The organism is Mycobacterium sp. BK086 (genome assembly GCA_004362315.1).
GTDB lineage: Bacteria > Actinomycetota > Actinomycetes > Mycobacteriales > Mycobacteriaceae > Mycobacterium.
Map to the genome: position 1 here is coordinate 996,136 of SNWL01000004.1, position 20,510 is coordinate 1,016,645.

Consider the following 20,510-nt stretch of genomic DNA (forward strand, 5'->3'; position numbering starts at 1 on the left):
GGCAGTCATACACAACTGATGCACATGCCGTCACCGCATCGGAGCAGGCGCTCGACCGCTTGGTCCACAGGTTGCACAGGCCCTATTACTGTTGCCGTTATCTCTCTTCCATTTCCTTCTTTGAAGACAGGGTTGGGGAACAGCCGGTTCACAGGGCGCCTCGCACCGTGCCGTGGTGCTCTTGTCACCCCGATCGATTAGCTTTCAAGATGGCGCCCGACGCTCTACGGTTGTTCTTCTGACTGCCGTTCTGCGGCTGTCGCTCACAGATCACGCTCGCCAGTGCTTCGGCATGGGTGGACGCTGGTCGGGGTTATTGGGTGATGAAGGGACTGTGTGCACGTGGCAACTACGACGGTTGGCTCCGACTTGAAGTTCCGCCTGGTGCGGGAGGACTTCGCCGATGCGGTGGCCTGGGTTGCACGTAATCTCCCCACCCGTCCGACCGTGCCGGTGCTGGCCGGGGTGTTGCTCACCGGCTCCGATGAGGGTCTGACCATCTCCGGCTTCGATTACGAAGTCTCGGCCGAAGTGCGCGTGCCCGCCGAAATCGCTTCTCCTGGAAGTGTTTTGGTCTCCGGCCGGCTGTTATCCGATATCACCCGAGCACTGCCTGCCAAGCCCGTCGATGTGACCGTCGAGGGCACCCGGGTGGCGCTGACGTGCGGAAGCGCGCGATTCTCGCTGCCGACCATGGCGGTCGAGGATTACCCGGCGTTGCCAGAGCTGCCCGAGGAAACCGGTGTCATCTCGGCCGATCTGTTCGCCGAGGCCATCGGTCAGGTCGCCGTCGCGGCCGGTCGTGACGACACGCTGCCGATGCTGACCGGTATCCGCGTCGAGATTTCCGGTGAGACAGTGGTTTTGGCCGCCACCGACCGGTTCCGGCTGGCCGTGCGCGAGCTGACGTGGGCGACCTCATCGCCGAGCCTGGAAGCCGCGGTACTGGTGCCGGCCAAGACATTGTCCGAGGCGGCGAAGGCGGGAACGTCCGGTGCCGAGGTGCATCTAGCGCTCGGCGCCGGATCCACCGTGGGTAAAGAGGGCCTGCTGGGTATCCGCAGCGGCGGTAAGCGCAGCACGACCCGGCTGCTCGACGCGGAGTTCCCGAAATTCCGCCAGCTGCTGCCCGCCGAGCACACCGCGGTGGCCACCATCGGTGTCGGCGAGCTGACCGATGCGATCAAACGTGTCGCGCTGGTCGCCGATCGCGGCGCGCAGGTGCGGATGGAATTCGGCGACGGCGTGCTGCATCTATCGGCCGGCGCCGACGATGTGGGCCGTGCCGAGGAAGATCTGGCTGTCGAATTCGCCGGCGAGCCCCTCACGATCGCGTTCAACCCCACCTATCTGACCGACGGTCTGGGCTCGTTGCATTCCGATCGGGTGACATTCGGCTTCACCACCCCGAGCCGGCCCGCGGTGCTGCGGCCGGCGAATGGTGAAGAACAGGTAGAAGGCACCGGGCCGTTCCCCGCCGTTCAGACCGACTACGTATATCTGTTGATGCCGGTCCGGCTTCCCGGTTAATCCGGACCCCTGACCTAGAGAGGCACACATGCAGTTGGGTTTGGTCGGTCTTGGGAAAATGGGCTTCAACATGCGTCAGCGCTTGCGCGAGGGCGGACACGAAGTCGTCGGATACGACCCCAGACCAGAGGTGACGGATGTGCCCAGCTTGGCTGGGCTGGCCGAAGCACTCAGCGCTCCCCGCGTGGTCTGGGTGATGGTGCCGTCCGGGCCGATCACCGATGACACCATCACCGAACTCGCCGCGGTGCTCAGCCCGGGCGATCTGGTGGTCGACGGCGGTAACTCCAAATACACCGAAGACGGTAAGCATGCGGAACTGCTTGCCACCAAAGGGATTTCATTCGTCGACGCCGGTGTGTCCGGCGGAATCTGGGGTTTGGCCGAAGGCTACGGCCTGATGGTCGGCGGTAGCGACGAAGATGTGGCGCGGGTGATGCCGATCTTCGAAACTCTGCGCCCGCCCGGTGATCTTGCCGACGGTTTCGTTCACGCCGGCCCGGTCGGTGCCGGTCATTACGCCAAGATGGTGCACAACGGCATCGAGTACGGGCTGATGATGGCCTATGCCGAAGGTTACGAGCTGCTGGCCGCCGAACCGTTGATCAAGGACACCCAAGCTGTGATCCAGGCGTGGACCAACGGCACCGTCGTGCGGTCCTGGCTGCAACAGCTGCTGGCCAAGGCGCTCGCGGAAGACCCGTCGTTCGACGCGATTTCCGGCTACACCGAGGACTCCGGCGAAGGCCGCTGGACCGTCGAAGAGGCGATCCGCCACCGGGTGCCCATGCCGGTCATCGCGGCGTCGCTGTTCGCCAGGTTCGCTTCGCGCCAAGAGGATTCACCGACCATGAAAGCAGTCTCGGCATTGCGCAACCAGTTCGGTGGACACGCGGTCAAGCGGGTCTCGGTGTCGGGATAACGAGGCCCGATGTACGTCCGGCACCTGGCGCTACGCGACTTTCGGTCGTGGCAGAACGTCGAGCTCGAGTTGGCGCCGGGCCGGACCGTATTCGTCGGACCCAACGGGTTCGGGAAGACGAATCTCGTTGAAGCACTGTGGTATTGCGCAACTCTCGGATCGCATCGGGTGGCCACGGATGCGCCGCTGATCCGCGCCGGCGCCGAACGTGCGGTGGTCTCCACGATCGTCGTCAATGAGGGGCGGGAACTCGCGGTCGATATCGAGATCGCGGCGGGACGGGCGAACAAGGCACGGCTGAACCGTTCTCCGGTCCGCAGCACTCGGGAGGTCCTGGGCGCGGTACGCGCGGTGTTGTTCGCGCCGGAGGATCTTGCGCTCGTGCGTGGCGACCCAGGGGAACGCCGACGGTATCTCGACGAGCTCGCTTCGGTACGTCGGCCGCGGGTGGCGGGGATCCGGGCGGATTACGAGAAGGTGCTCAAACAACGTACCGCGTTGCTGAAATCCGCTGCGGGAGCACGGTTTCGGGGTGATGTCGGCGCGCTCGAGACACTCGACGTGTGGGACGGTCACCTGGCCGCGCACGGCGCGCAGTTGATGGCGGCCCGGATCGAGCTCACGAACCTGCTGGCGCCGGAGGTGGAGAAGGCCTACCAGCTGCTGGCCCCGGCATCGCGGCCGGCGGCGATCGCCTATCGCAGCAGTGTGGAATTGAGCGATGATGCCGGCCAGGACGTCGAGTACCTGGAGGCCGCGCTGCTGGCCGGGCTCGCGGCGAAGCGCGGTGCCGAACTGGAACGAGGGGTGTGCCTGGTCGGCCCGCACCGCGACGATCTGGAGCTGCGGCTGGGCGATCAGCCCGCCAAGGGTTTTGCCAGTCATGGCGAATCCTGGTCTATGGCACTGGCATTGCGGCTCGCGTCCTATGAACTGCTGCGCACCGAAGGCAGCGAACCGGTGTTGATTCTCGACGACGTGTTCGCCGAATTGGACAATGCCCGCCGTCGTGCGTTGGCGGGCGTGGCCGCTGACGCCGAGCAGGTACTGATCACCGCGGCGGTCGGCGAGGACATCCCGGCCGATTGGGACGCCACCCGGATCGGGATCACGTTGCGCGACGACGACGGAGGACGAATGTCGGAGGTGACGGCGTGACCGAGCCCGAGGACAACGACGACGACCAGCCGGTCGGGCCGCCCGAGCACCTGGCCGGGCTGGCCGGCATGGATTTGGTGCGCCGCACTTTGGAGGAAGCCCGCGGCGCGGCGCGCAGTCAGGGTAAAGAGGTCGGCCGCGGTGGCCGCTCCCCCGGCGCTCGCCGCGGTGCCGAGCGCGGCAACCGCCGGACCTGGTCGGGACCGGGACCGGATCGTCGTGACCCGCAGACCTTCGCGACGGCGGCCAACGAGTTGGCGAAGTCCCGCGGCTGGACGGGCAAGGTAGCCGAGGGCGCGGTGTTCGCGCAGTGGGCGACAGTGGTCGGCGAGCAGATCGCCGAGCACGCCGAGCCGACCGCGCTGCGCGACGGTGTGCTCAGTGTGGCGGCAGAGTCGACGGCATGGGCGACGCAGCTGCGGATGGTGCAGTCCCAGCTGCTGGCCAAGATCGCGGCGGCGGTCGGCGATGGTGTGGTGAAGTCTCTGAAGATCACCGGCCCGGTGGCGCCGTCATGGCGCAAGGGGCCGCTCCATATATCGGGGCGCGGTCCGCGCGACACCTACGGCTGAGGCTCTTTACCACAGTCGGCTGACAGCCACGAGACGCTCGCCGAATTGCGCGTCAAGCGTCGAGACTTATGTCGATCCGAAAAATTCCGTGCACGGCGCAACTAGCTGTGTAGAAACGCCGCCGCAGCATCAGTCCGGAAGGCACTAACCGGTAGACTGAATCGAACCCCGCGCGCGGTCTGAGAATCGCGCGCTTGCGAACCCCAAGGAGAGCGTGCCGCTAGTGGCTGCGAACGAACAGTACGGTGCCGACTCGATCAAAGTCCTCGAAGGCCTGGAGGCGGTTCGCAAACGCCCGGGTATGTATATCGGCTCGACCGGTGAACGAGGACTCCACCACCTGGTCTGGGAGGTCGTCGACAACTCCGTCGACGAGGCGATGGCGGGATTCGCCAGCAAGGTCTCGGTGCGCATCCTCGAAGACGGCGGCGTCGAGGTCACCGACGACGGCCGCGGTATCCCGGTCGCGATGCACGCCACCGGAATCCCGACCATCGACGTCGTCATGACGGTTCTGCACGCCGGCGGCAAGTTCGAAGAGGGCGCCTACCAGGTGTCCGGTGGTCTGCACGGCGTCGGTGTTTCGGTCGTGAACGCACTCTCGAGCCGGCTGGAGGCGGACGTCCGCACCGACGGCTACGAGTGGTTCCAGACCTATGACCGGTCGGAGCCCGGCACCCTGCGCCAGGGCGAGAAGACGAAGCAGACCGGCACCACCATTCGGTTCTGGGCTGACCCGGACATCTTCGAGACCACGACATATGACTTCGAGACCATTGCGCGGCGCCTGCAGGAGATGGCCTTCCTGAACAAGGGCCTGACGATCGAGCTGACCGACGAACGCGTCACCGCCGAGCAGGTGGTCGACGAGGTGGTCAGTGATACCGCCGAAGCGCCGAAGACCGCGGAGGAGAAGGCCGCCGAGGCCTCGGCTCCCCACAAGGTCAAGCACCGGGTGTTCCACTACCCCGGCGGTCTGGTCGATTTCGTCAAGCACATCAACCGCACGAAGAACGCGATTCAGCCCAGCGTCATCGACTTCGACGGCAAGGGCGAGGGCCATGAGGTCGAGATCGCGATGCAGTGGAACGCCGGCTATTCGGAGTCGGTGCACACCTTCGCGAACACGATCAACACCCACGAGGGCGGTACGCACGAAGAAGGCTTCCGTGCCGCGCTGACCACGGTGGTCAACAAGTACGCCAAGGACAAGAAGCTCCTCAAGGAAAAAGACGCCAACCTCACCGGTGACGACATCCGCGAGGGTCTCGCGGCGGTGATCTCGGTGAAGGTGTCCCAGCCGCAGTTCGAGGGTCAGACCAAGACGAAACTCGGTAATACCGAAGTGAAGTCGTTCGTACAGAAGATCTGCAACGAACAGCTCACACACTGGTTCGAGGCGAATCCGAGCGAGGCCAAGACCGTCGTCAACAAGGCGGTGTCCTCGGCGCAGGCCCGCATCGCCGCGCGCAAGGCGCGCGAACTCGTGCGGCGCAAGAGCGCGACCGATATCGGCGGCCTGCCCGGCAAGCTCGCCGACTGCCGATCGACGGATCCACGACTGTCGGAACTGTATGTGGTGGAGGGTGATTCGGCCGGTGGTTCGGCCAAGAGTGGTCGCGACTCGATGTTCCAGGCCATCCTTCCGTTGCGCGGCAAGATCATCAACGTCGAGAAGGCCCGCATCGATCGGGTGCTGAAGAACACCGAAGTCCAGGCGATCATCACCGCGCTGGGCACCGGCATCCACGACGAGTTCGACATCGAGAAACTGCGCTATCACAAGATCGTCCTGATGGCCGACGCCGACGTTGACGGACAACACATTTCGACGTTGCTGCTGACCCTGCTGTTCCGGTTCATGAAGCCGCTGGTGGAGAACGGGCACATCTTCTTGGCGCAGCCACCGCTGTACAAGCTGAAGTGGCAGCGCTCCGAGCCGGAGTTCGCTTACTCCGATCGGGAGCGCGACGGTCTGCTCGAAGCGGGCAAGGCCGCGGGCAAGCGAATCAACGTCGACGACGGCATCCAGCGCTACAAGGGTCTTGGCGAGATGGACGCCAAGGAGCTGTGGGAGACCACGATGGATCCGTCGGTCCGGGTGCTGCGTCAGGTCACCCTCGACGACGCCGCCGCGGCCGACGAACTGTTCTCGATCCTGATGGGCGAGGACGTCGAAGCTCGTCGCAGCTTCATCACGCGTAATGCCAAAGACGTTCGCTTCCTTGACGTTTAACTAGGACTGAAATCACATGACTGATACCACGCTGCCCCCGGGCGACGAAGCCGGCGACCGCATCGAACCGGTCGACATCCAGCAGGAGATGCAGCGCAGCTACATCGACTACGCGATGAGCGTCATCGTCGGGCGTGCACTGCCCGAGGTGCGCGACGGTCTCAAGCCGGTGCACCGTCGCGTGCTCTACGCGATGTTCGACTCCGGCTTCCGGCCCGACCGCGGCCACGCGAAATCCGCGCGCTCCGTTGCCGAGACGATGGGTAACTATCACCCGCACGGCGATTCGTCGATCTACGACACCCTGGTGCGCATGGCGCAGCCGTGGTCGCTGCGCTACCCGCTGGTCGACGGTCAGGGCAACTTCGGCTCGCCGGGTAACGACCCGGCAGCCGCCATGCGGTACACCGAGGCGCGGCTGACCCCGCTGGCCATGGAGATGCTGCGTGAAATCGACGAGGAAACAGTCGATTTCATCCCGAACTACGACGGCCGTGTGCAAGAGCCGACGGTGCTGCCGAGCCGGTTCCCCAACCTGCTGGCCAATGGGTCGGGCGGTATCGCCGTCGGTATGGCCACCAACATCCCGCCGCACAACCTGCGGGAGCTGGCCGAGGCCGTCTACTGGTGCCTGGAGAACCACGAGGCCGACGAAGAGACCACGCTGGCCGCCGTCTGCGAACGGGTCAAGGGTCCGGACTTCCCCACCTCGGGCCTGATCGTCGGATCCTCGGGCATCCACGACGCGTACACCACGGGCCGCGGCTCGATCCGGATGCGCGGTGTCGTTGAGATCGAAGAGGATTCGCGCGGCCGCACCTCGATCGTCATCACCGAGCTGCCCTACCAGGTGAATCACGACAACTTCATCACCTCGATCGCCGAGCAGGTGCGCGACGGCAAGCTCGGCGGCATCTCCAATATCGAAGACCAGTCCAGTGACCGGGTCGGTCTGCGGATCGTCGTCGAGATCAAGCGCGACGCCGTGGCCAAGGTGGTGCTGAACAACCTCTACAAGCACACCCAGCTGCAGACCAGCTTCGGCGCCAACATGCTGTCGATCGTCGACGGCGTGCCAAGGACATTGCGCCTGGACCAGATGATCCGCTACTACGTCGCCCACCAACTCGACGTGATCATCCGGCGCACCCGCTACCGGTTGCGCAAGGCCAACGAGCGGGCCCACATCCTGCGCGGTCTGGTCAAAGCGCTCGATGCTCTCGATGAGGTCATCGCGTTGATCCGGGCGTCGGAGAGCGCCGACGTGGCGCGGGTCGGCTTGATGGAGCTGCTCGACGTCGACGAGATTCAGGCCCAGGCCATCCTCGATATGCAGCTGCGCCGTCTGGCGGCCCTGGAGCGTCAGCGCATCGTCGACGATCTGGCCAAGATCGAGGCCGAGATCGCGGACCTCGAAGACATTCTGGCCAAGCCGGAGCGCCAGCGCGCGATCGTGCGCGACGAGCTCGCGGAGATCGCCGAGAAGTACGGCGACGACCGGCGCACGCGGATCGTCGCCTCCGATGGCGAGGTGTCCGACGAGGACCTGATCGCCCGCGAGGACGTCGTCGTCACCATCACCGAGACCGGCTACGCCAAGCGGACCAAGACCGACCTCTACCGCAGCCAGAAGCGCGGCGGCAAGGGCGTGCAGGGCGCGGGCCTCAAACAGGACGACATCGTGCGGCACTTCTTCGTGTCGTCCACCCACGACTGGATCCTGTTCTTCACCACGCAGGGCCGGGTGTACCGGGCCAAGGCCTACGAACTGCCGGAGGCATCGCGCACCGCACGCGGTCAGCATGTGGCCAACCTGCTGGCGTTCCAGCCCGAAGAGCGCATCGCCCAGGTCATTCAGATCAAGAGCTACGAGGACGCGCCGTATCTGGTGCTGGCCACCAAGAAGGGTCTGGTGAAGAAGTCCAAACTGACGGACTTCGACTCCAACCGTTCCGGCGGCATCGTGGCGGTGAATCTGCGCGAAGGCGACGAACTCGTCGGTGCGGTGCTGTGCTCCGCCGAGGACGACCTGCTGCTGGTGAGTGCCAACGGCCAGTCGATCCGGTTCTCGGCCACCGACGAGGCGCTTCGCCCGATGGGTCGGGCCACCTCCGGCGTGCAGGGCATGCGGTTCAACGAGGATGACCAGCTGCTATCGCTGAATGTCGTGGTCGAGGGGACGTACCTGCTGGTCGCCACCGCCGGTGGTTATGCCAAGCGGACGGCCATCGACGAGTACACGGTGCAGGGCCGCGGCGGTAAAGGCATCCTGACCATTCAATACGACCGGCGCCGTGGCAGTCTGGTGGGCGCATTGGTGGTCGATGAAGACAGTGAGTTGTATGCCATCACCTCGGGCGGCGGCGTCATCCGCACCGCAGCTCGACAGGTCCGCAAGGCCGGGCGCCAGACAAAGGGCGTTCGCTTGATGAACCTGGGTGAGGGCGACACACTGTTAGCCATTGCCCGCAATGCCGAGGAGCAGGACAGCTCGGACGAGGCGGTCGAAGGGGCCGAGCTCGAGCCTGGGACCGACGAGTCGAGCGGCGACGCGGACAGTTAAGGAGTGGCGGTGAGCGCACCGAACGAGCCGGGCCAACCCGGACCGGGTGCTAACGGTGGATCCGGCGAGGTTCCACCCTGGCAGCGTGGTGCGGCACGGGCGCGACAAGGCGGTGCTCCGCAGCAGCGACCGGCCGCCGAGGGCCAGCCCCGGCCGGCGGCCCCGCCCGCAGGTCCGCCGTCGAGCATCGAACAACGGGTCAACCGGTTCATCACCGGTTCCGCCGCACCGGACATGTCGGGTGTAAGCGGCCCGCCTCCGCCCCCGCGGCAGGACAGCGAGGCTCCGCAGAATCGACCTGAGCCCCGGCCCGAACCGCGTCCAGAACCCCGGCCCGAACCGCGGGGTGAGCGCACCGAGGCCTACGCCAGCGAGCTGCCGGACCTGTCGGGGTCGACCCCGCCGAAGCCGGCGACGCAGCAGCAGCCACGCAAACCGGCACCCGAGCAGCCGGCTCGTCCGGCCACCCCGGCTGGCCGAGTTCAGGTGGCCGCCAACCGATCTCGCGGTCCGGTGCGCGCCAGCATGCAGATCCGGCGCATCGATCCGTGGAGCGCTCTGAAGGTGTCGCTGCTGCTGTCGGTGGCGCTGTTCTTCGTGTGGATGATCGCCGTGGCGTTTCTGTATCTCGTGCTGGGCGGCATGGGTGTGTGGAGCAAGCTCAACAGCAATGTGGGCGACCTGCTGACGGCTACCAGCGGGGGCGGCGGCGAGTTGGTGTCCAGCGGAACGATCTTCGGCGGCGCGGCGCTGATCGGTCTGGTGAACATCGTGCTGCTGACGGCGATGGCCACGGTCGGTGCGTTCATCTACAACCTGTCCACCGACATCGTCGGCGGTATCGAGGTCACGCTGGCCGACCGGGACTAGCCCCGTTCACCGGTTTTGGTTGCAGTGCTGGTGGTGCGGTAATCTCGTCGCTCGGTCGTATGTGAAATACGGGCCTATAGCTCAGGCGGTTAGAGCGCTTCGCTGATAACGAAGAGGTCGGAGGTTCGAGTCCTCCTAGGCCCACGATGTCCTGGTCGACGGGAAGGGCGCCCGTGCGGATTGCACTGCTGTTGGCGGTGTTGGTCGCGGGCGCCGCGGTCATTCAGCGCCGGCGCGGCGAGGTGTGGCACACCCTCGACGACTGAGGCACTCGAGGGGCCTTAGCTCAGTTGGTAGAGCGCTGCCTTTGCAAGGCAGATGTCAGGAGTTCGAATCTCCTAGGCTCCACAATCAAACAGGGTCAGGCGGCAATCGTCTGGCCTGTTCTGCATTTAGGCGGCGTCTGTGCCCACATCTTGCCCACACTTTCGAGTTAAAAGGGCATTCATGGCGACGCCGACCGCCTCGATGTCCGAGTCGTACAGGTGGCCATAGCGGTCCAGCGTCAGGGCCGCGGACTCGTGTCCGAGCATGTTTTGCAGGCTCTTGATGTTGGCCCCGGCCTGGATCGCCAGCGACGCCGCGGTGTGCCGCAGCTCGTGGAGCTTGAAGTCGTACACGGTGACGGGCTCCCCGGCCGCGTTCTTCTCGCTGCGGGGAAACAGCCGGGCCGCAGCGACGGCGTCTGACCACCACCGCCGGCGCACGTTCGTCCCGCGCATGTGGCGACCCAGGCTGTCGGGAAACACCAACGCGTCGGCCTCCCCCGCCGCCAGGAGGTCGGCGACGAACGCCGGCAGGCTCACCGTGCGACCCTTCCCGTTCTTCGGAGTGCCGACCTCGAACACGCCATCGACAAGAGTCACCGAGCGTGCCACCCTGATCGCCAACCGGTCCAGATCAACATCGCGCCAACGAAGCTCCGCCACTTCTCCGAACCGCAGTCCACACGTCCCCAGCACGTATACCAGCGGCCGATTCCCCTCGGCCGCCGCCGCTAGCGAGTGCAGCTGCTCCAAAGTCAGGAACCGCTGTTCGACCGACTCCACCGCAGGCAGCTCCACCCCATCAACCGGATTCACCACCAACCGGTTCTCGGCTACCGCCATCGCGAGCACCTGGCGCAGCACCCCGATCGTCTTGTGGACCGACGCTGGCGCGTGGGTGCGGTTCAAATCGGCGGCCCATTCCCGCACGAGTTGCCGGCTGACGTCAGCGATCGCCACCGCTGCGTGGTCGGCGATGAACGTGTCCAGCACCACCTGATACCGAGCCGTGGTCGACGGCTTCAGCTTGTGCTTCGAGCCCAGCCATTCACGCGCGTACTCTCCCAGCTGCACGCGGCCCGCCGCCGGCGCAACGTACGCCCCGCGCCGCTTGTCGACCTCGAGCTGATTGGCCCAAGCCTCCGCGTCCCGTTTCGTCTTAAAGCCCCGCTTGTCAGTCTGCCGGCGATCCGGGGTCCGGTACCTAACTCGGTAACGAGTTGTGCCAGTGGCCGTTTGGTACTTGTCAATCGTCGCCAAGGTTCTGCACCCCCTGAGCGCGCAACTCTAGATCGGTCTGTCTCAGCATGTCGCGGTCGTGGTCAGCTTCCACGAATGTGGGCCAGGCGAATGCTCGAAACTTCTGCAAACCCCACTCAGGGGTCATCATTGACGGCAGCGGGTCATGACCCGCCAACCAATACCATGCCGATCGCGCGGTAACGGGGCTCGTGGAGCCCGTGATGGACACCCTTGTGCTCTCGTCCACATGGGCCGGCATCATCAGTGTTGGCACCGAAACACCAAGAGCCACAGCTAAAGCCACCAGATCATCAGCATCTACGCGCCGGGTCTTCGCGACAATCTTTCTCAGCCCAAGCGTGGGTATCGGGCGCTGGATGTCGATGAGTCGTTCAGCGAGGGCAGCGAACGTGAGGTTCTGTTCGTTGCGTAGCCGATCGACGTTGGCCGCGACAATGTCGCCCGTCGCGCCGAGCGGGTTCTTAGTGAGCGCCTTCGGCGCTTCCGATTCTTCAGGATCCACGCTTCAAACGATAAGCGATCATTTGGATCGCTTGCGCGATTCACTTGACCTCACCATAAATTGTGATGCATCTCTAACTCTAGAGAGATCATTTGGATCTCATTTGAGATGGAAAGGACATCCAATGGTGAATCTCGTAGACGAGGAGACCCTGCCGGCGATCGCCACGTCGAACCAGGTCGCCAGGGTCGTACAAACGACAGCCGACGCCCTGGCCCAGGACCGATACCGCCGTCGCGGCATCCCCTACGTGAAGATTGGAGGCAGAGTTCGCTACCTCAGAGCCGACGTCCTGAAGTTTCTGGCCGACAACAGGATTGGTGGTGACGCGGCCTGATGCTTCCCCAGAGGGATCACGCCGATTTAGGCCTGTTGCCCGACCGTGACCGCGCGGATCTTCGGCCCGGACAAGAAAATGCCCCCGGCGCGGCTGCCACCGCGTCCGAGGGCTTGCAGAACACCCAACCCGCATTTGAGAGGAAGTCCCGACCATGACGATAACCCACACCCCCGACGTGGCGCTGCCTCCCGGCGCAGACCCGGCGCGCCTCGAGGAATGGGAAACCTACGAAGGGAGCGCGTGTCGGCTTGTGTGGTCGACACTCATGTCGCTCCCCGAGGAGATCGACTACGACGTTCGCGTCGTCGTCGCCAGCCAGTCGCCAGACGGCGCCATCATCGTGAATTCAGCCGAAGGCCCGTTCGTGCACCTCGGCGACGGCAACGAGTACAGCTCCGATGACGCCCGCACGGTCGCCACAGCGTTGTTGACTCCCGCCGATCTAGCCGATCAATGGGCCGGCAAAACCACTCCGAGTAGTTGGCTGGCAATCGCGGAAGCTGCTGTGCGGGAGGCGTATGCGGCGTTCCGAACAGCACCAGGGAACGCCGGCGATTACTTGAAGGCCGCATTGGATTGCCTCGCCGACGCCCAGGCGGTGGCGCGATGAGCCAAGCGACATCATCCTGTACCGCGGTCGAAACGCCGCAGGATGGATGCCCGTCGTGGTGCCGGGGCCACGACAGTGCTGGCGAGACCGAGCACTTCTCGACCGCTTGCGAGCACTCGATCATGGCGACTGATCAGACGGAGCTGACCTGTTACGTCGTCGTCGACACATCTGACCGAATGCCCGATGAGATTTGTGTTCACGCGCGATCGGTCCTCACCGGACAGGAAGCAGGAGGGTTTCTCACGGTTGAACAAGCGCTGGCACTGCGGGATCTGCTCGATATCGCCATCAACCAGCGCAGCGAGATCCTTGGCTAACGTGACGCCGGCAGACGAGGAGGAGACCGGCCTGCCCGCGCGGGCCGGCGCTCTACTGACCCCGTTCGGGGTGCCCTGCGCGTACTGCAGCGCCGTCGCCGGCGAGCGGTGCCGCAACCTCGTAACCGGTAAGCCGCTTCGGCGTGCCCTGGCCCATCCGGCGCGAATCATCGGCAGCCTCTCCCGACCTCGTTGGCAAGGACGGTGGTGACAAAAGTTGACGCCGGAACAGCAGCGCGCCGGGTCTCTGACGTTCATCAGGGTCGTACCGGATGAAGTCAAGCAGCACGGTGCGGCCGCGGCGATCGTGCTCGCTCACATCCGATACAGGTGCTCGACCGACGGCCCGGGGCGCGTAGCACGAGATGGGCAGCGGTGGTGGCGTACATCGCAGAGCGGCATTGCCTGTGAGGTTGGCCTATCAGTGAAGGGTGTCAGAACCGCCCTGCGGACATTGGGCGAAGCCGTTGCAGCAAAGCATTTCCCGCCGCTGACCGACCAGTCACTGGCTTATCGACCGGCCTACACCGACAACAGCACTGACCTGCCAGTCGCCGATACGGGCGAGGTCTCGAACCGCGCTGACCTGCCACTCGCCGAAATCGGCGTATCAGTCGCCGCAACGGGCGAGGTACCTCGCCAGAACGGGCACGGTACCTCGCCGAAAATGGCGCCTGTTCCTTTTGGTAAGAATCCTGAAGAAGGGGGAGAAGGCGGCGGCGTTCCCCGGCCGCCCGAACCGCGGCCCATCTCGCCAGAAACAGCAAACAGCAACAGATCCCGCCGACGTTGCCCCCGGCACCGCCACATCGTCCGGGACGAGGACGTGCCGCCGTGCGGTGGCTGTCGCGACGCTAGCAAGGCATTCGCCGCCGAACAGCGCGAAGACAAGAGGCTAAGGGCGGAGACGGAAGCGAACGCGCTCAAGGACTGCTTGATGTGCGACGAGGGGTGGGTCGTCGGGCCTGACGGCAAGCCGATCGAACCTGCCACTCGCTGCAGCCATCGCCGCTGCGCATGCGGAGCGGCACTGATCAGGAACAAGTCTCTCCACGTCGACCAGTGCCTCGAATGCCAGACCACCGGGGTCGCGTCATGACCGGCCGTCGACCCGTCGCGGCCGCGTACGCCGGCGGCGCTCTCGACGAGCATTGCTCCACGTGCGGCGCCCGGAGCGGTGAGCCTTGCTGCCGGATCGACGAGCGCACTAAAGCGCGTGTCACACGCGCCATTCCGTGCGTTGCGCGAATCCATCCCGGAGCGATCCAGATCATCGACGACACGACGGTGTACGCCGACTTCACCGAACCTAAGTGCGCCAATCCCCTCACCGAACAAGACAAATGACCAGACACGAGACGCACTGATGAAACTCTCGGACGACGAGGTGGAAATGGCGCTATTCGCAGTGATTGACGCGATCAGCCTGCGCAATCGAGTGGGTTGGCGAGTGCCGCTCTGGATGAAGCCGCTGGCTAGGAAACTTGACCTGGCCAGCACTTTGTCCCCGGGGGGACATGAAAATCATGCTGAGAGTGGATCATTGGGGGACGGGATCCTGATCGGAACCCGGGAGGTGGCAGAGATCCTGGAGTGCTCGCCGAGGAACGTGCGTCGGTACCGCTCTGACCTTGGTGGTGAATTGATAGGCGGACGACTCCTTTTCAGGCTCACGGCAGTGGTCCGATACGTGAAGGAACGGGAAAATGATCGAACTAGCTGAAGTCTTCGAGGAGCATCTCAAGGCCCTGTCTGACGAGGACTGGGCCGCTTTGGTGACGCGCGTTCGACCACCCAAGTCACCGCCGGCACCGCCGATATCGGGCGAGCGCGTCGACGATCAGCCACCGCAGAAGCGGTTCCCTCAGGCCACGGGACCGGCCACCAACGAAGGCCTTGCGGAGGCGCACCGGCGCGGGTACATCGACGACGAAGGAAATGCCCGATGACCGCGGCGTGGGTGGCTCCGCGCCATCCGATCATCAGTGCTGCGACCATGCCGCCGTCGGGTGCACTTGTCGGATCCGCAGTCCTGCTTCGAAATCTGATCGACACCGTCATTCCAGAATGGGACGCATTGGAAGCAACCGCGGACCGCGCCGTGAAACTCGCCCTCGACCTCCGGGCCGAGGCCGAATCCGTCCTGGCGTGGCCGTCGACACCGAGCGACGTCACCGACGAATGGCTGGACAACGAAGTCAGTCGCCGCCTCGGGAAGTCTGATCACGAAGTGCGGATCCAGGTGCTGCGGGAGTTGGAGTTCGGGGCCCGAACCGAGATCATCGAGCTCGTCGACGAACGAGCCGAGAACTTGATAACCGAGCTGGCATCCCGACTCTCCACGCTTCTTCTCCACTTGACGACATATGTCGAACAGCTTGGCGCGGATGTCAATACGGCGGCAGAGGCGATCGAGGCAGGCACCACGGATGCCTGGCGGTCCATCAACGCCTCGGCGCAGGCATACAACGAGATCCGTGAAGTCCAGCTGGTGTTGTACCGGCGCCAGGAGTTCGACCGCCGGCGTTGTGGCGACGATAACGTTGTGAAGGACGCCGAGGCGCGGCTGTTCTTCCACCGTCGGCTCGAGTTGGTTGCGCCAGATTGGCGCTCCTCGCAGCCCACATATCCGTGGCCCAACGACCCCGCGGAGCGGCTTGTGTGGCTCATCCGGCACGACTCCGGAATGTGGTGTCCCACAACGGCACAAATCAACAGGCTCCTCGCAGAAGGCCCGGAACCAGCCCCGGCGACCACCGGCACGGGCAGGAACACCGTCTCGCGCAAGGTCAACCCGAGGGGCCGATACCGCGACGTCGACGACTCCGGCCACCGCCTAGGCGTGCCGGTACAGGCGGCACCGTCGCCACTCCCGGCACCGCCGACTCCAACATTCGCCGGATCGGTAACGACACATTCGAGCCGCTGGGACACACCCGCTAGCGATCTTGAAAACGGTTCGGATGCAGACGAGTGAACTCTCCGGACAACACACTGAGCCGCCCCGCGCTTCCGCGGGGCGGCTCCAGACGTGCTGAAGGTCTCTGCCGAGGTCGACCGCTAGTGCAGCATGTCGATGAAATGCTGGACCCAATCGGGTGGATTCTCGATGACGCGGCCCGTGACTGCCTGACCCAACGCCTTGGTCGATCCGAGAACCAAGCCCCCGGCCGCCATGCGGCCCACGTGCCCGAACAGAGACTTCTTGTGTTCTTTGTGCTTGCTGAAGAACTGCTCGACGACGTCACCCGTGTCGCCATCCACCCGGTCGTTCCCGGGCTTCTCCGCTACCTCGTCTTTCGGATGTGGATCTTCATCGCTTACTTTTTCGGCGGCCGTGTCCACGGCTACCTCCTTGAACCGCTTCGGCAGACCGATCAGCTGAAGTGCTGCGCGATCCCATCGGGGGCGGCCGCCCCGGTGTGGTCCTATGCCTCGCCGATTTCCTCCCGGAAAGCAGTGAGACCGTCGACGACCAGAGCTCGGACGATGCCGGAACGCGTCGGGTTCGACCCGTTGGCCTTCATCCAGTGCAGCAGGCGGTCGAGTTCGGCCAGCTCGCTTGGCGTGAACTTCACCTGCACGACTTCGGATTGGCGTTCTTCACGCTTTTCGTATCCGTGCCGGAAGGACTCGAGCGACGAAACGGTCATTTGTTCGACCACCTCCTATCTGGCCAAATGCTTGCGGCGCTGCCCATGGCCACGGGCGCGCTGGTCAGGTGTGATGACACTTGTCACTTCCTTCACTTTCAGGCGGGTCGATCCCGCCGGCGCCAGACGGGACGTTCCCGTCTGCACTTCAATGGGCCACGCAGATCGGCTGCGCGCCCACAAGCAGGCTTTCCTGCTTGCATTACAGATTGTACACCCAACTGCTACACGGGTTGGTGTGAGAGGTGAACGCGCGCGGAGGCAGTGCAGACTCTGGAACCGACAAACATCACGAACCGCGTCTGCACGCCCCTCTGATTCAGTCCCCGACCATGAACACACACGCAGTCATCACCACCACCATCGTGCTGCTCATCGTCAGCGCGCTGTTCTTCATCGGCCTCGACCGAGCTCCGGCCCGCGACTACGCGATTGGTGCGCCTCGGCCTGGCCGGCCAGGGCTATATCCCGTCATCGGACCAGCGACCGATTGGCGCAAACTCTGGCGCCCCGTCTGCCTCTACGGCGCAATCCTGACCGCCACCGCCGACGGCACCGCGGCCGCCGCCGCGCCGATCTTCATGCAACAAGGCCAGGGGCACCCCCTCCCCCCGGGGGTGCCCAGCCCCTGCCGCATCGCCCTGTGAAAAATGCTCCCCGCACGCATAATCGGAGAGTTTCGGGGCCCCGGGGTCGATGCTTTTCGGCCGGTGCGCCCGCGCCGGAATCCTCGAGGCGGTCTTGATGGCTACCGATGTCGTGAAGTGCTCCACCTGCGGGGATGGGTTTCTCGGGACGCCGCGGTCGAAGTACTGCACGCCGGCGTGCAAGCAGAAGGCGCATCGGCGTCGGGGCGCGAAGAGTAACGCGGACCGTAACGTTACGGTCGAGCGCGCGACTCAGGCCGGCCACTGCGCGGAAGCGCTTGCGGTCCTGAGTGGTCTCGATCAGGAGCTGGCGTCGAACGCTAGCAGGCTGGGCAAGCCGCTGCGGTGGTCGACGGCAGAGGTTGCGGTGCGCGAATTGATCGCAGAGGCGATCGACCGAAAGGTCGACTTGCGCCGCCGGTATGAGACCAGCTCCGACGACAAGACGGCGTTGAAGTTCTCAGCCGAACTACGGCTGGTGGACGCGTCGATCGCGCGACTGCTCAAGCAGGTGAAGACCGACATGCCTCCGGTTCAGTCGCGGAAGTCAGCGAAGGCGGCGGCCGCAGCGAGTGTGCGCTGGGAGAACGCCTGATGCCCCGATATGTCGACGACGCCGAAGGTGGTGCCGAGTTCGTCGCCTCGGTCCCCGGGATCTATGCGTCGTTGCTGCCCTGGGCCGAGTCCGAGTACGCCAGGAGTGGTGACCCGCGGTGGCGGTATTCTCACGACGACGGCGCCGGCGGAACGTGTCGAGGTGACGCTGACTGCGTCCACGGTGATCCGCCGCCAAACCCGAAGTCTTCCAAACGCTTGCGGCTTGAGGCGCTCACCGCGGGCTGGCCCGTACGCGTCTCGCATTGGATCGCATCAGGCCGGCGTTGGCGAGGCCCCGACGGGTGGTCCGGGCCAGAATTCAGCCTGCCGTGGGATGAGCGCGTCGCACCGTTCGTCACCGTGTCGGCGGACGACACCGTGCGGCTGAATGCATACGGGCGAAGGTCAACCCGCTCGTGAGCCGCTGCCATGTGATGGACAAGTATCCGAAGCGGTTCGGCTGGCGCTTATGGCATCTCGACGCGACAACGCGACTTCTGAGTCCGTACCACAAGGGAACCCCGGTCCGAGGTGGCGGCCGGATCGTCGAATCGGTGTGCTCGCATCGCCAAGATGCGCTCGAGCTCTCGCACATTTGTGATTGCGGTGTCTATTTCGATTCGAACCCTGCTGAGGCCGTAGAGCGATGGCGTTGGGGCACGGATGATTTCGGGGCCGAGCGCATGGCGATGACGTTCGGAGTCGCGGTCGGCGACGCCGCGCCCGATCCGATCTTGCCGGACACCGCCATGCGAGCAGCTAGATACGCGATCTTGGCAATTGTCGTCATGCCGGGATCCTCGATCGCTGGCGAGCTGCGTTCTCGCTACGGCGTCAACGTCACGATGTCGGAGGTGACCGAAGCGACGCTGCAAGGCGTCCACGATGTCATTCGTACCGATCTGCGGAACACCCCGAGCGCACAGTTCCTCGACGACCTACGCGCAGAACCGTTACTGCCTGACGGCGGCCACGTCATGGACCAGCTTCCCCAGCTGTTCGGCTGGAGCGTGTGGCATCTCGACAAGTACGGCGGTGACATCGGCCTGCTCTCCAATCCCATCGCGGCAGCCCGATCGATCGAACACAACCGAACCTCCAAGGGGGCAGTGTGGTTCGAGGCCAAGTGCTTTCACACCGCGGACGACCCAACCTGTATGTGCGGCATTTCCTATACCCCGAGTGGCTTCTACTGCACCCACGTCTTGGCCAACTTGATGGTCGAGCACCCGTCGTGGACGTTCGCCGCGACGTTCGGCATCGCTAACGGCCACATCGTCAAGAACGCCGATCCCTTCGCCGACCTACGCCGCTGCCAACGCAACTTTCCGATGACTATTTGCATCCCGGCTACCCACCAACGACTCCAAGTCGCCATGCAGAAGCGGTACGGGATGGCCGTCATACCGGCGCTTCATCCGCAGACCTTTGCCGCCGTTGAGCGGATGGCGCGCGCCAGACTCGCATCCGTCTGCCCCGAAGACCTGAGCTGAACCGCACTCAGTCGAGCAGGTGTGGACCGTAGTACTTCGGTTGCCACGGTTTAGACATCAGCCATTTGTCTATGTCTTCCGCCCGGAATCGGTACTGCGTTCCCGAGCGCATCGTGTATGCGGGGAGCTCGCCCTTTTTTACCGCTTGCGTAATCGTGGACTCCGACACGCGGGCGTAGTCGCCGGCCTCCCGTTTGGTGAGCCATGTCGTCATGGAACCAAACCTAGTCAGCTCAGCTCACGGGGGCGCGTCACGGTACGGGCCGTACTGATTCCATGGACGCGTCTCCAGCCAGCGATCAACGTCTTCCCTGCGCACGCGAATGCGGTGCCTCCCGGCCGTGTAGGCGGTCAGCAGGCGTGTTGTGGTTCCCGCGTGGCGTCGAATGGTGTCGGCCGTGACTGTGGGGAATCCGCGGGATTGGGCGTAGGTGGCCGCTTCAGATGAGTTCATCCACGGCGTTGCTACCTCGCGGCGGGATCTCACCTAGACAACGTAGCGGCTAGAGGTGAAGGGGTCACCTCCCCGGGCAATAGTCGCGCACCGTCCCACATCGGCATATCCGACAGGCTTGGAAGAGCTGATTCCTTTGCCTCGAAATGCCTTGGCTATTCCGCCGATGGACGGGAATCATGGCGATATGGCCCGCGAGCGATTTACCGACGCTGAATACGCCGAAATGGCCAAGGACTACGCCGAAAACCCAGTCACCGCGGACGAGGTGCTCGCCGTCGAGGTGAATCCGGCGTTCCTGCGGACGGGGAGGACCGTCGCGGAGTATGGACAGATGAGCCGCGATGTCGAATTCGGCAAGTACACCGTCAGCGGACCATTGGAACCCGGCACGGAGTCAGCGACCGAACCGCCGGCGTGAGTGCGCGGATCTACCTCAGGTTCGGGTATCTCGGCCGCGCCGTCGACGACGATATCTGATTCGGGGTTTACGGTGACCCCTGTGAAGGTCCCG

At 64.6% G+C, this 20,510-nt stretch carries 23 protein-coding genes and 2 tRNA genes; 20 read left to right on the forward strand and 5 right to left on the reverse strand.

From position 1 onward, the window contains the following. The first annotated feature begins 336 nt into the window (after positions 1-336). The 9 genes from dnaN (at position 337) to EV580_RS15545 (ending at position 10,199) form a co-directional block, all read left to right on the forward strand. On the forward strand, positions 337-1,530 hold the full coding sequence (gene dnaN / locus EV580_RS15505; RefSeq protein ID WP_133692034.1) for a DNA polymerase III subunit beta: 1,194 nt from the start codon (positions 337-339) through the stop codon (positions 1,528-1,530). A gap of 28 nt (positions 1,531-1,558) precedes the next feature. After that, on the forward strand, positions 1,559-2,452 hold the full coding sequence (gnd, locus tag EV580_RS15510) for a phosphogluconate dehydrogenase (NAD(+)-dependent, decarboxylating) (RefSeq protein ID WP_133692035.1): 894 nt from the start codon (positions 1,559-1,561) through the stop codon (positions 2,450-2,452). Positions 2,453-2,461: 9 nt separating this feature from the next. After that, a complete protein-coding gene (gene recF / locus EV580_RS15515; RefSeq protein ID WP_133692036.1) occupies positions 2,462-3,610 on the forward strand; it encodes a DNA replication/repair protein RecF in 1,149 nt (382 codons plus the stop codon). After that, a complete protein-coding gene (locus EV580_RS15520; RefSeq protein WP_133692037.1) occupies positions 3,607-4,182 on the forward strand; it encodes a DUF721 family protein in 576 nt (191 codons plus the stop codon). Before recF ends, EV580_RS15520 begins: the two co-directional genes overlap by 4 nt. 214 nt (positions 4,183-4,396) lie before the next feature. Continuing rightward, positions 4,397-6,418 carry a DNA topoisomerase (ATP-hydrolyzing) subunit B gene (gyrB, locus tag EV580_RS15525; RefSeq protein ID WP_183504064.1) on the forward strand — a complete coding sequence of 674 codons (2,022 nt, stop codon included), beginning with the start codon at positions 4,397-4,399 and terminating at the stop codon, positions 6,416-6,418. Between the two features lie 16 nt (positions 6,419-6,434). Next, complete coding sequence (gyrA, locus tag EV580_RS15530) at positions 6,435-8,981, forward strand: DNA gyrase subunit A (RefSeq protein WP_133692039.1); 2,547 nt, start codon at positions 6,435-6,437, stop codon at positions 8,979-8,981. A 9-nt stretch (positions 8,982-8,990) separates the two neighbouring features. After that, a complete protein-coding gene (locus tag EV580_RS15535; RefSeq protein WP_133692040.1) occupies positions 8,991-9,851 on the forward strand; it encodes a DUF3566 domain-containing protein in 861 nt (286 codons plus the stop codon). A 70-nt stretch (positions 9,852-9,921) separates the two neighbouring features. Beyond that, a tRNA-Ile gene (locus tag EV580_RS15540) sits at positions 9,922-9,995 on the forward strand. Positions 9,996-10,126: 131 nt separating this feature from the next. Continuing rightward, a tRNA-Ala gene (locus EV580_RS15545) sits at positions 10,127-10,199 on the forward strand. Between the two features lie 44 nt (positions 10,200-10,243). Here the strand turns inward: EV580_RS15545 and EV580_RS15550 are convergent. Then, on the reverse strand, positions 10,244-11,377 hold the full coding sequence (locus EV580_RS15550) for a site-specific integrase (protein ID WP_133692041.1): 1,134 nt from the start codon (positions 11,375-11,377) through the stop codon (positions 10,244-10,246). After that, complete coding sequence (locus tag EV580_RS15555) at positions 11,364-11,882, reverse strand: helix-turn-helix domain-containing protein (RefSeq protein WP_133692042.1); 519 nt, start codon at positions 11,880-11,882, stop codon at positions 11,364-11,366. The genes EV580_RS15550 and EV580_RS15555 overlap by 14 nt, the downstream gene beginning before the upstream one ends. Before the next feature lie 124 nt (positions 11,883-12,006). On the opposite strand from EV580_RS15555, the gene EV580_RS15560 reads away from it, so the two are divergent. The 7 genes from EV580_RS15560 to EV580_RS15590 all read left to right on the forward strand — a co-directional run bounded on the left by EV580_RS15560 (position 12,007) and on the right by EV580_RS15590 (position 16,129). Continuing rightward, positions 12,007-12,219: a helix-turn-helix domain-containing protein gene (locus EV580_RS15560; protein WP_133692043.1), complete on the forward strand. Its 213-nt coding sequence runs from the start codon at positions 12,007-12,009 to the stop codon at positions 12,217-12,219. 154 nt (positions 12,220-12,373) lie between these two features. Next, positions 12,374-12,832, forward strand: coding sequence for a hypothetical protein (locus EV580_RS15565; RefSeq protein WP_133692044.1), 459 nt, complete (start codon positions 12,374-12,376; stop codon positions 12,830-12,832). Further along, positions 12,829-13,152: a hypothetical protein gene (locus EV580_RS15570; protein WP_133692045.1), complete on the forward strand. Its 324-nt coding sequence runs from the start codon at positions 12,829-12,831 to the stop codon at positions 13,150-13,152. The genes EV580_RS15565 and EV580_RS15570 overlap by 4 nt, the downstream gene beginning before the upstream one ends. A gap of 1 nt (position 13,153) precedes the next feature. Next, a complete protein-coding gene (locus EV580_RS15575; protein ID WP_133692046.1) occupies positions 13,154-13,363 on the forward strand; it encodes a zinc finger domain-containing protein in 210 nt (69 codons plus the stop codon). A gap of 213 nt (positions 13,364-13,576) precedes the next feature. Further along, complete coding sequence (locus EV580_RS15580; RefSeq protein WP_133692047.1) at positions 13,577-14,251, forward strand: hypothetical protein; 675 nt, start codon at positions 13,577-13,579, stop codon at positions 14,249-14,251. Between the two features lie 607 nt (positions 14,252-14,858). Beyond that, the gene (locus EV580_RS15585) at positions 14,859-15,101 is read left to right on the forward strand and encodes a hypothetical protein (RefSeq protein ID WP_133692048.1); all 243 of its coding nucleotides are present in this window, start codon (positions 14,859-14,861) and stop codon (positions 15,099-15,101) included. Beyond that, positions 15,098-16,129, forward strand: a complete 1,032-nt coding sequence (locus EV580_RS15590; protein ID WP_133692049.1) for a hypothetical protein — start codon at positions 15,098-15,100, stop codon at positions 16,127-16,129. Before EV580_RS15585 ends, EV580_RS15590 begins: the two co-directional genes overlap by 4 nt. Before the next feature lie 83 nt (positions 16,130-16,212). Here the strand turns inward: EV580_RS15590 and EV580_RS15595 are convergent, their stop codons facing one another. Together EV580_RS15595 and EV580_RS15600 are read right to left on the reverse strand one after the other, a co-directional pair. Beyond that, the gene (locus EV580_RS15595; protein WP_133692050.1) at positions 16,213-16,497 is read right to left on the reverse strand and encodes a hypothetical protein; all 285 of its coding nucleotides are present in this window, start codon (positions 16,495-16,497) and stop codon (positions 16,213-16,215) included. 83 nt (positions 16,498-16,580) lie between these two features. Then, on the reverse strand, positions 16,581-16,805 hold the full coding sequence (locus EV580_RS15600) for a hypothetical protein (protein WP_133692051.1): 225 nt from the start codon (positions 16,803-16,805) through the stop codon (positions 16,581-16,583). 332 nt (positions 16,806-17,137) lie between these two features. On the opposite strand from EV580_RS15600, the gene EV580_RS15605 reads away from it, so the two are divergent. From EV580_RS15605 to EV580_RS15615, 3 genes are all read left to right on the forward strand, one after another. Then, positions 17,138-17,452 (forward strand): hypothetical protein, encoded by a 315-nt coding sequence (locus tag EV580_RS15605; RefSeq protein ID WP_133692052.1) that lies wholly within the window; start codon positions 17,138-17,140, stop codon positions 17,450-17,452. Positions 17,453-17,549: 97 nt separating this feature from the next. Then, on the forward strand, positions 17,550-18,047 hold the full coding sequence (locus tag EV580_RS15610) for a hypothetical protein (RefSeq protein ID WP_133692053.1): 498 nt from the start codon (positions 17,550-17,552) through the stop codon (positions 18,045-18,047). Positions 18,048-18,465: 418 nt separating this feature from the next. After that, positions 18,466-19,542 carry a hypothetical protein gene (locus EV580_RS15615; protein WP_133692054.1) on the forward strand — a complete coding sequence of 359 codons (1,077 nt, stop codon included), beginning with the start codon at positions 18,466-18,468 and terminating at the stop codon, positions 19,540-19,542. Positions 19,543-19,549: 7 nt separating this feature from the next. Here the strand turns inward: EV580_RS15615 and EV580_RS15620 are convergent, their stop codons facing one another. Further along, positions 19,550-19,756 (reverse strand): helix-turn-helix domain-containing protein, encoded by a 207-nt coding sequence (locus EV580_RS15620; protein ID WP_133692055.1) that lies wholly within the window; start codon positions 19,754-19,756, stop codon positions 19,550-19,552. 358 nt (positions 19,757-20,114) lie between these two features. Here EV580_RS15620 and EV580_RS15625 point away from each other — a divergent pair, with 358 nt between their 5' ends. Next, on the forward strand, positions 20,115-20,417 hold the full coding sequence (locus EV580_RS15625; RefSeq protein WP_133692056.1) for a hypothetical protein: 303 nt from the start codon (positions 20,115-20,117) through the stop codon (positions 20,415-20,417). Positions 20,418-20,510: the final 93 nt, after the last annotated feature.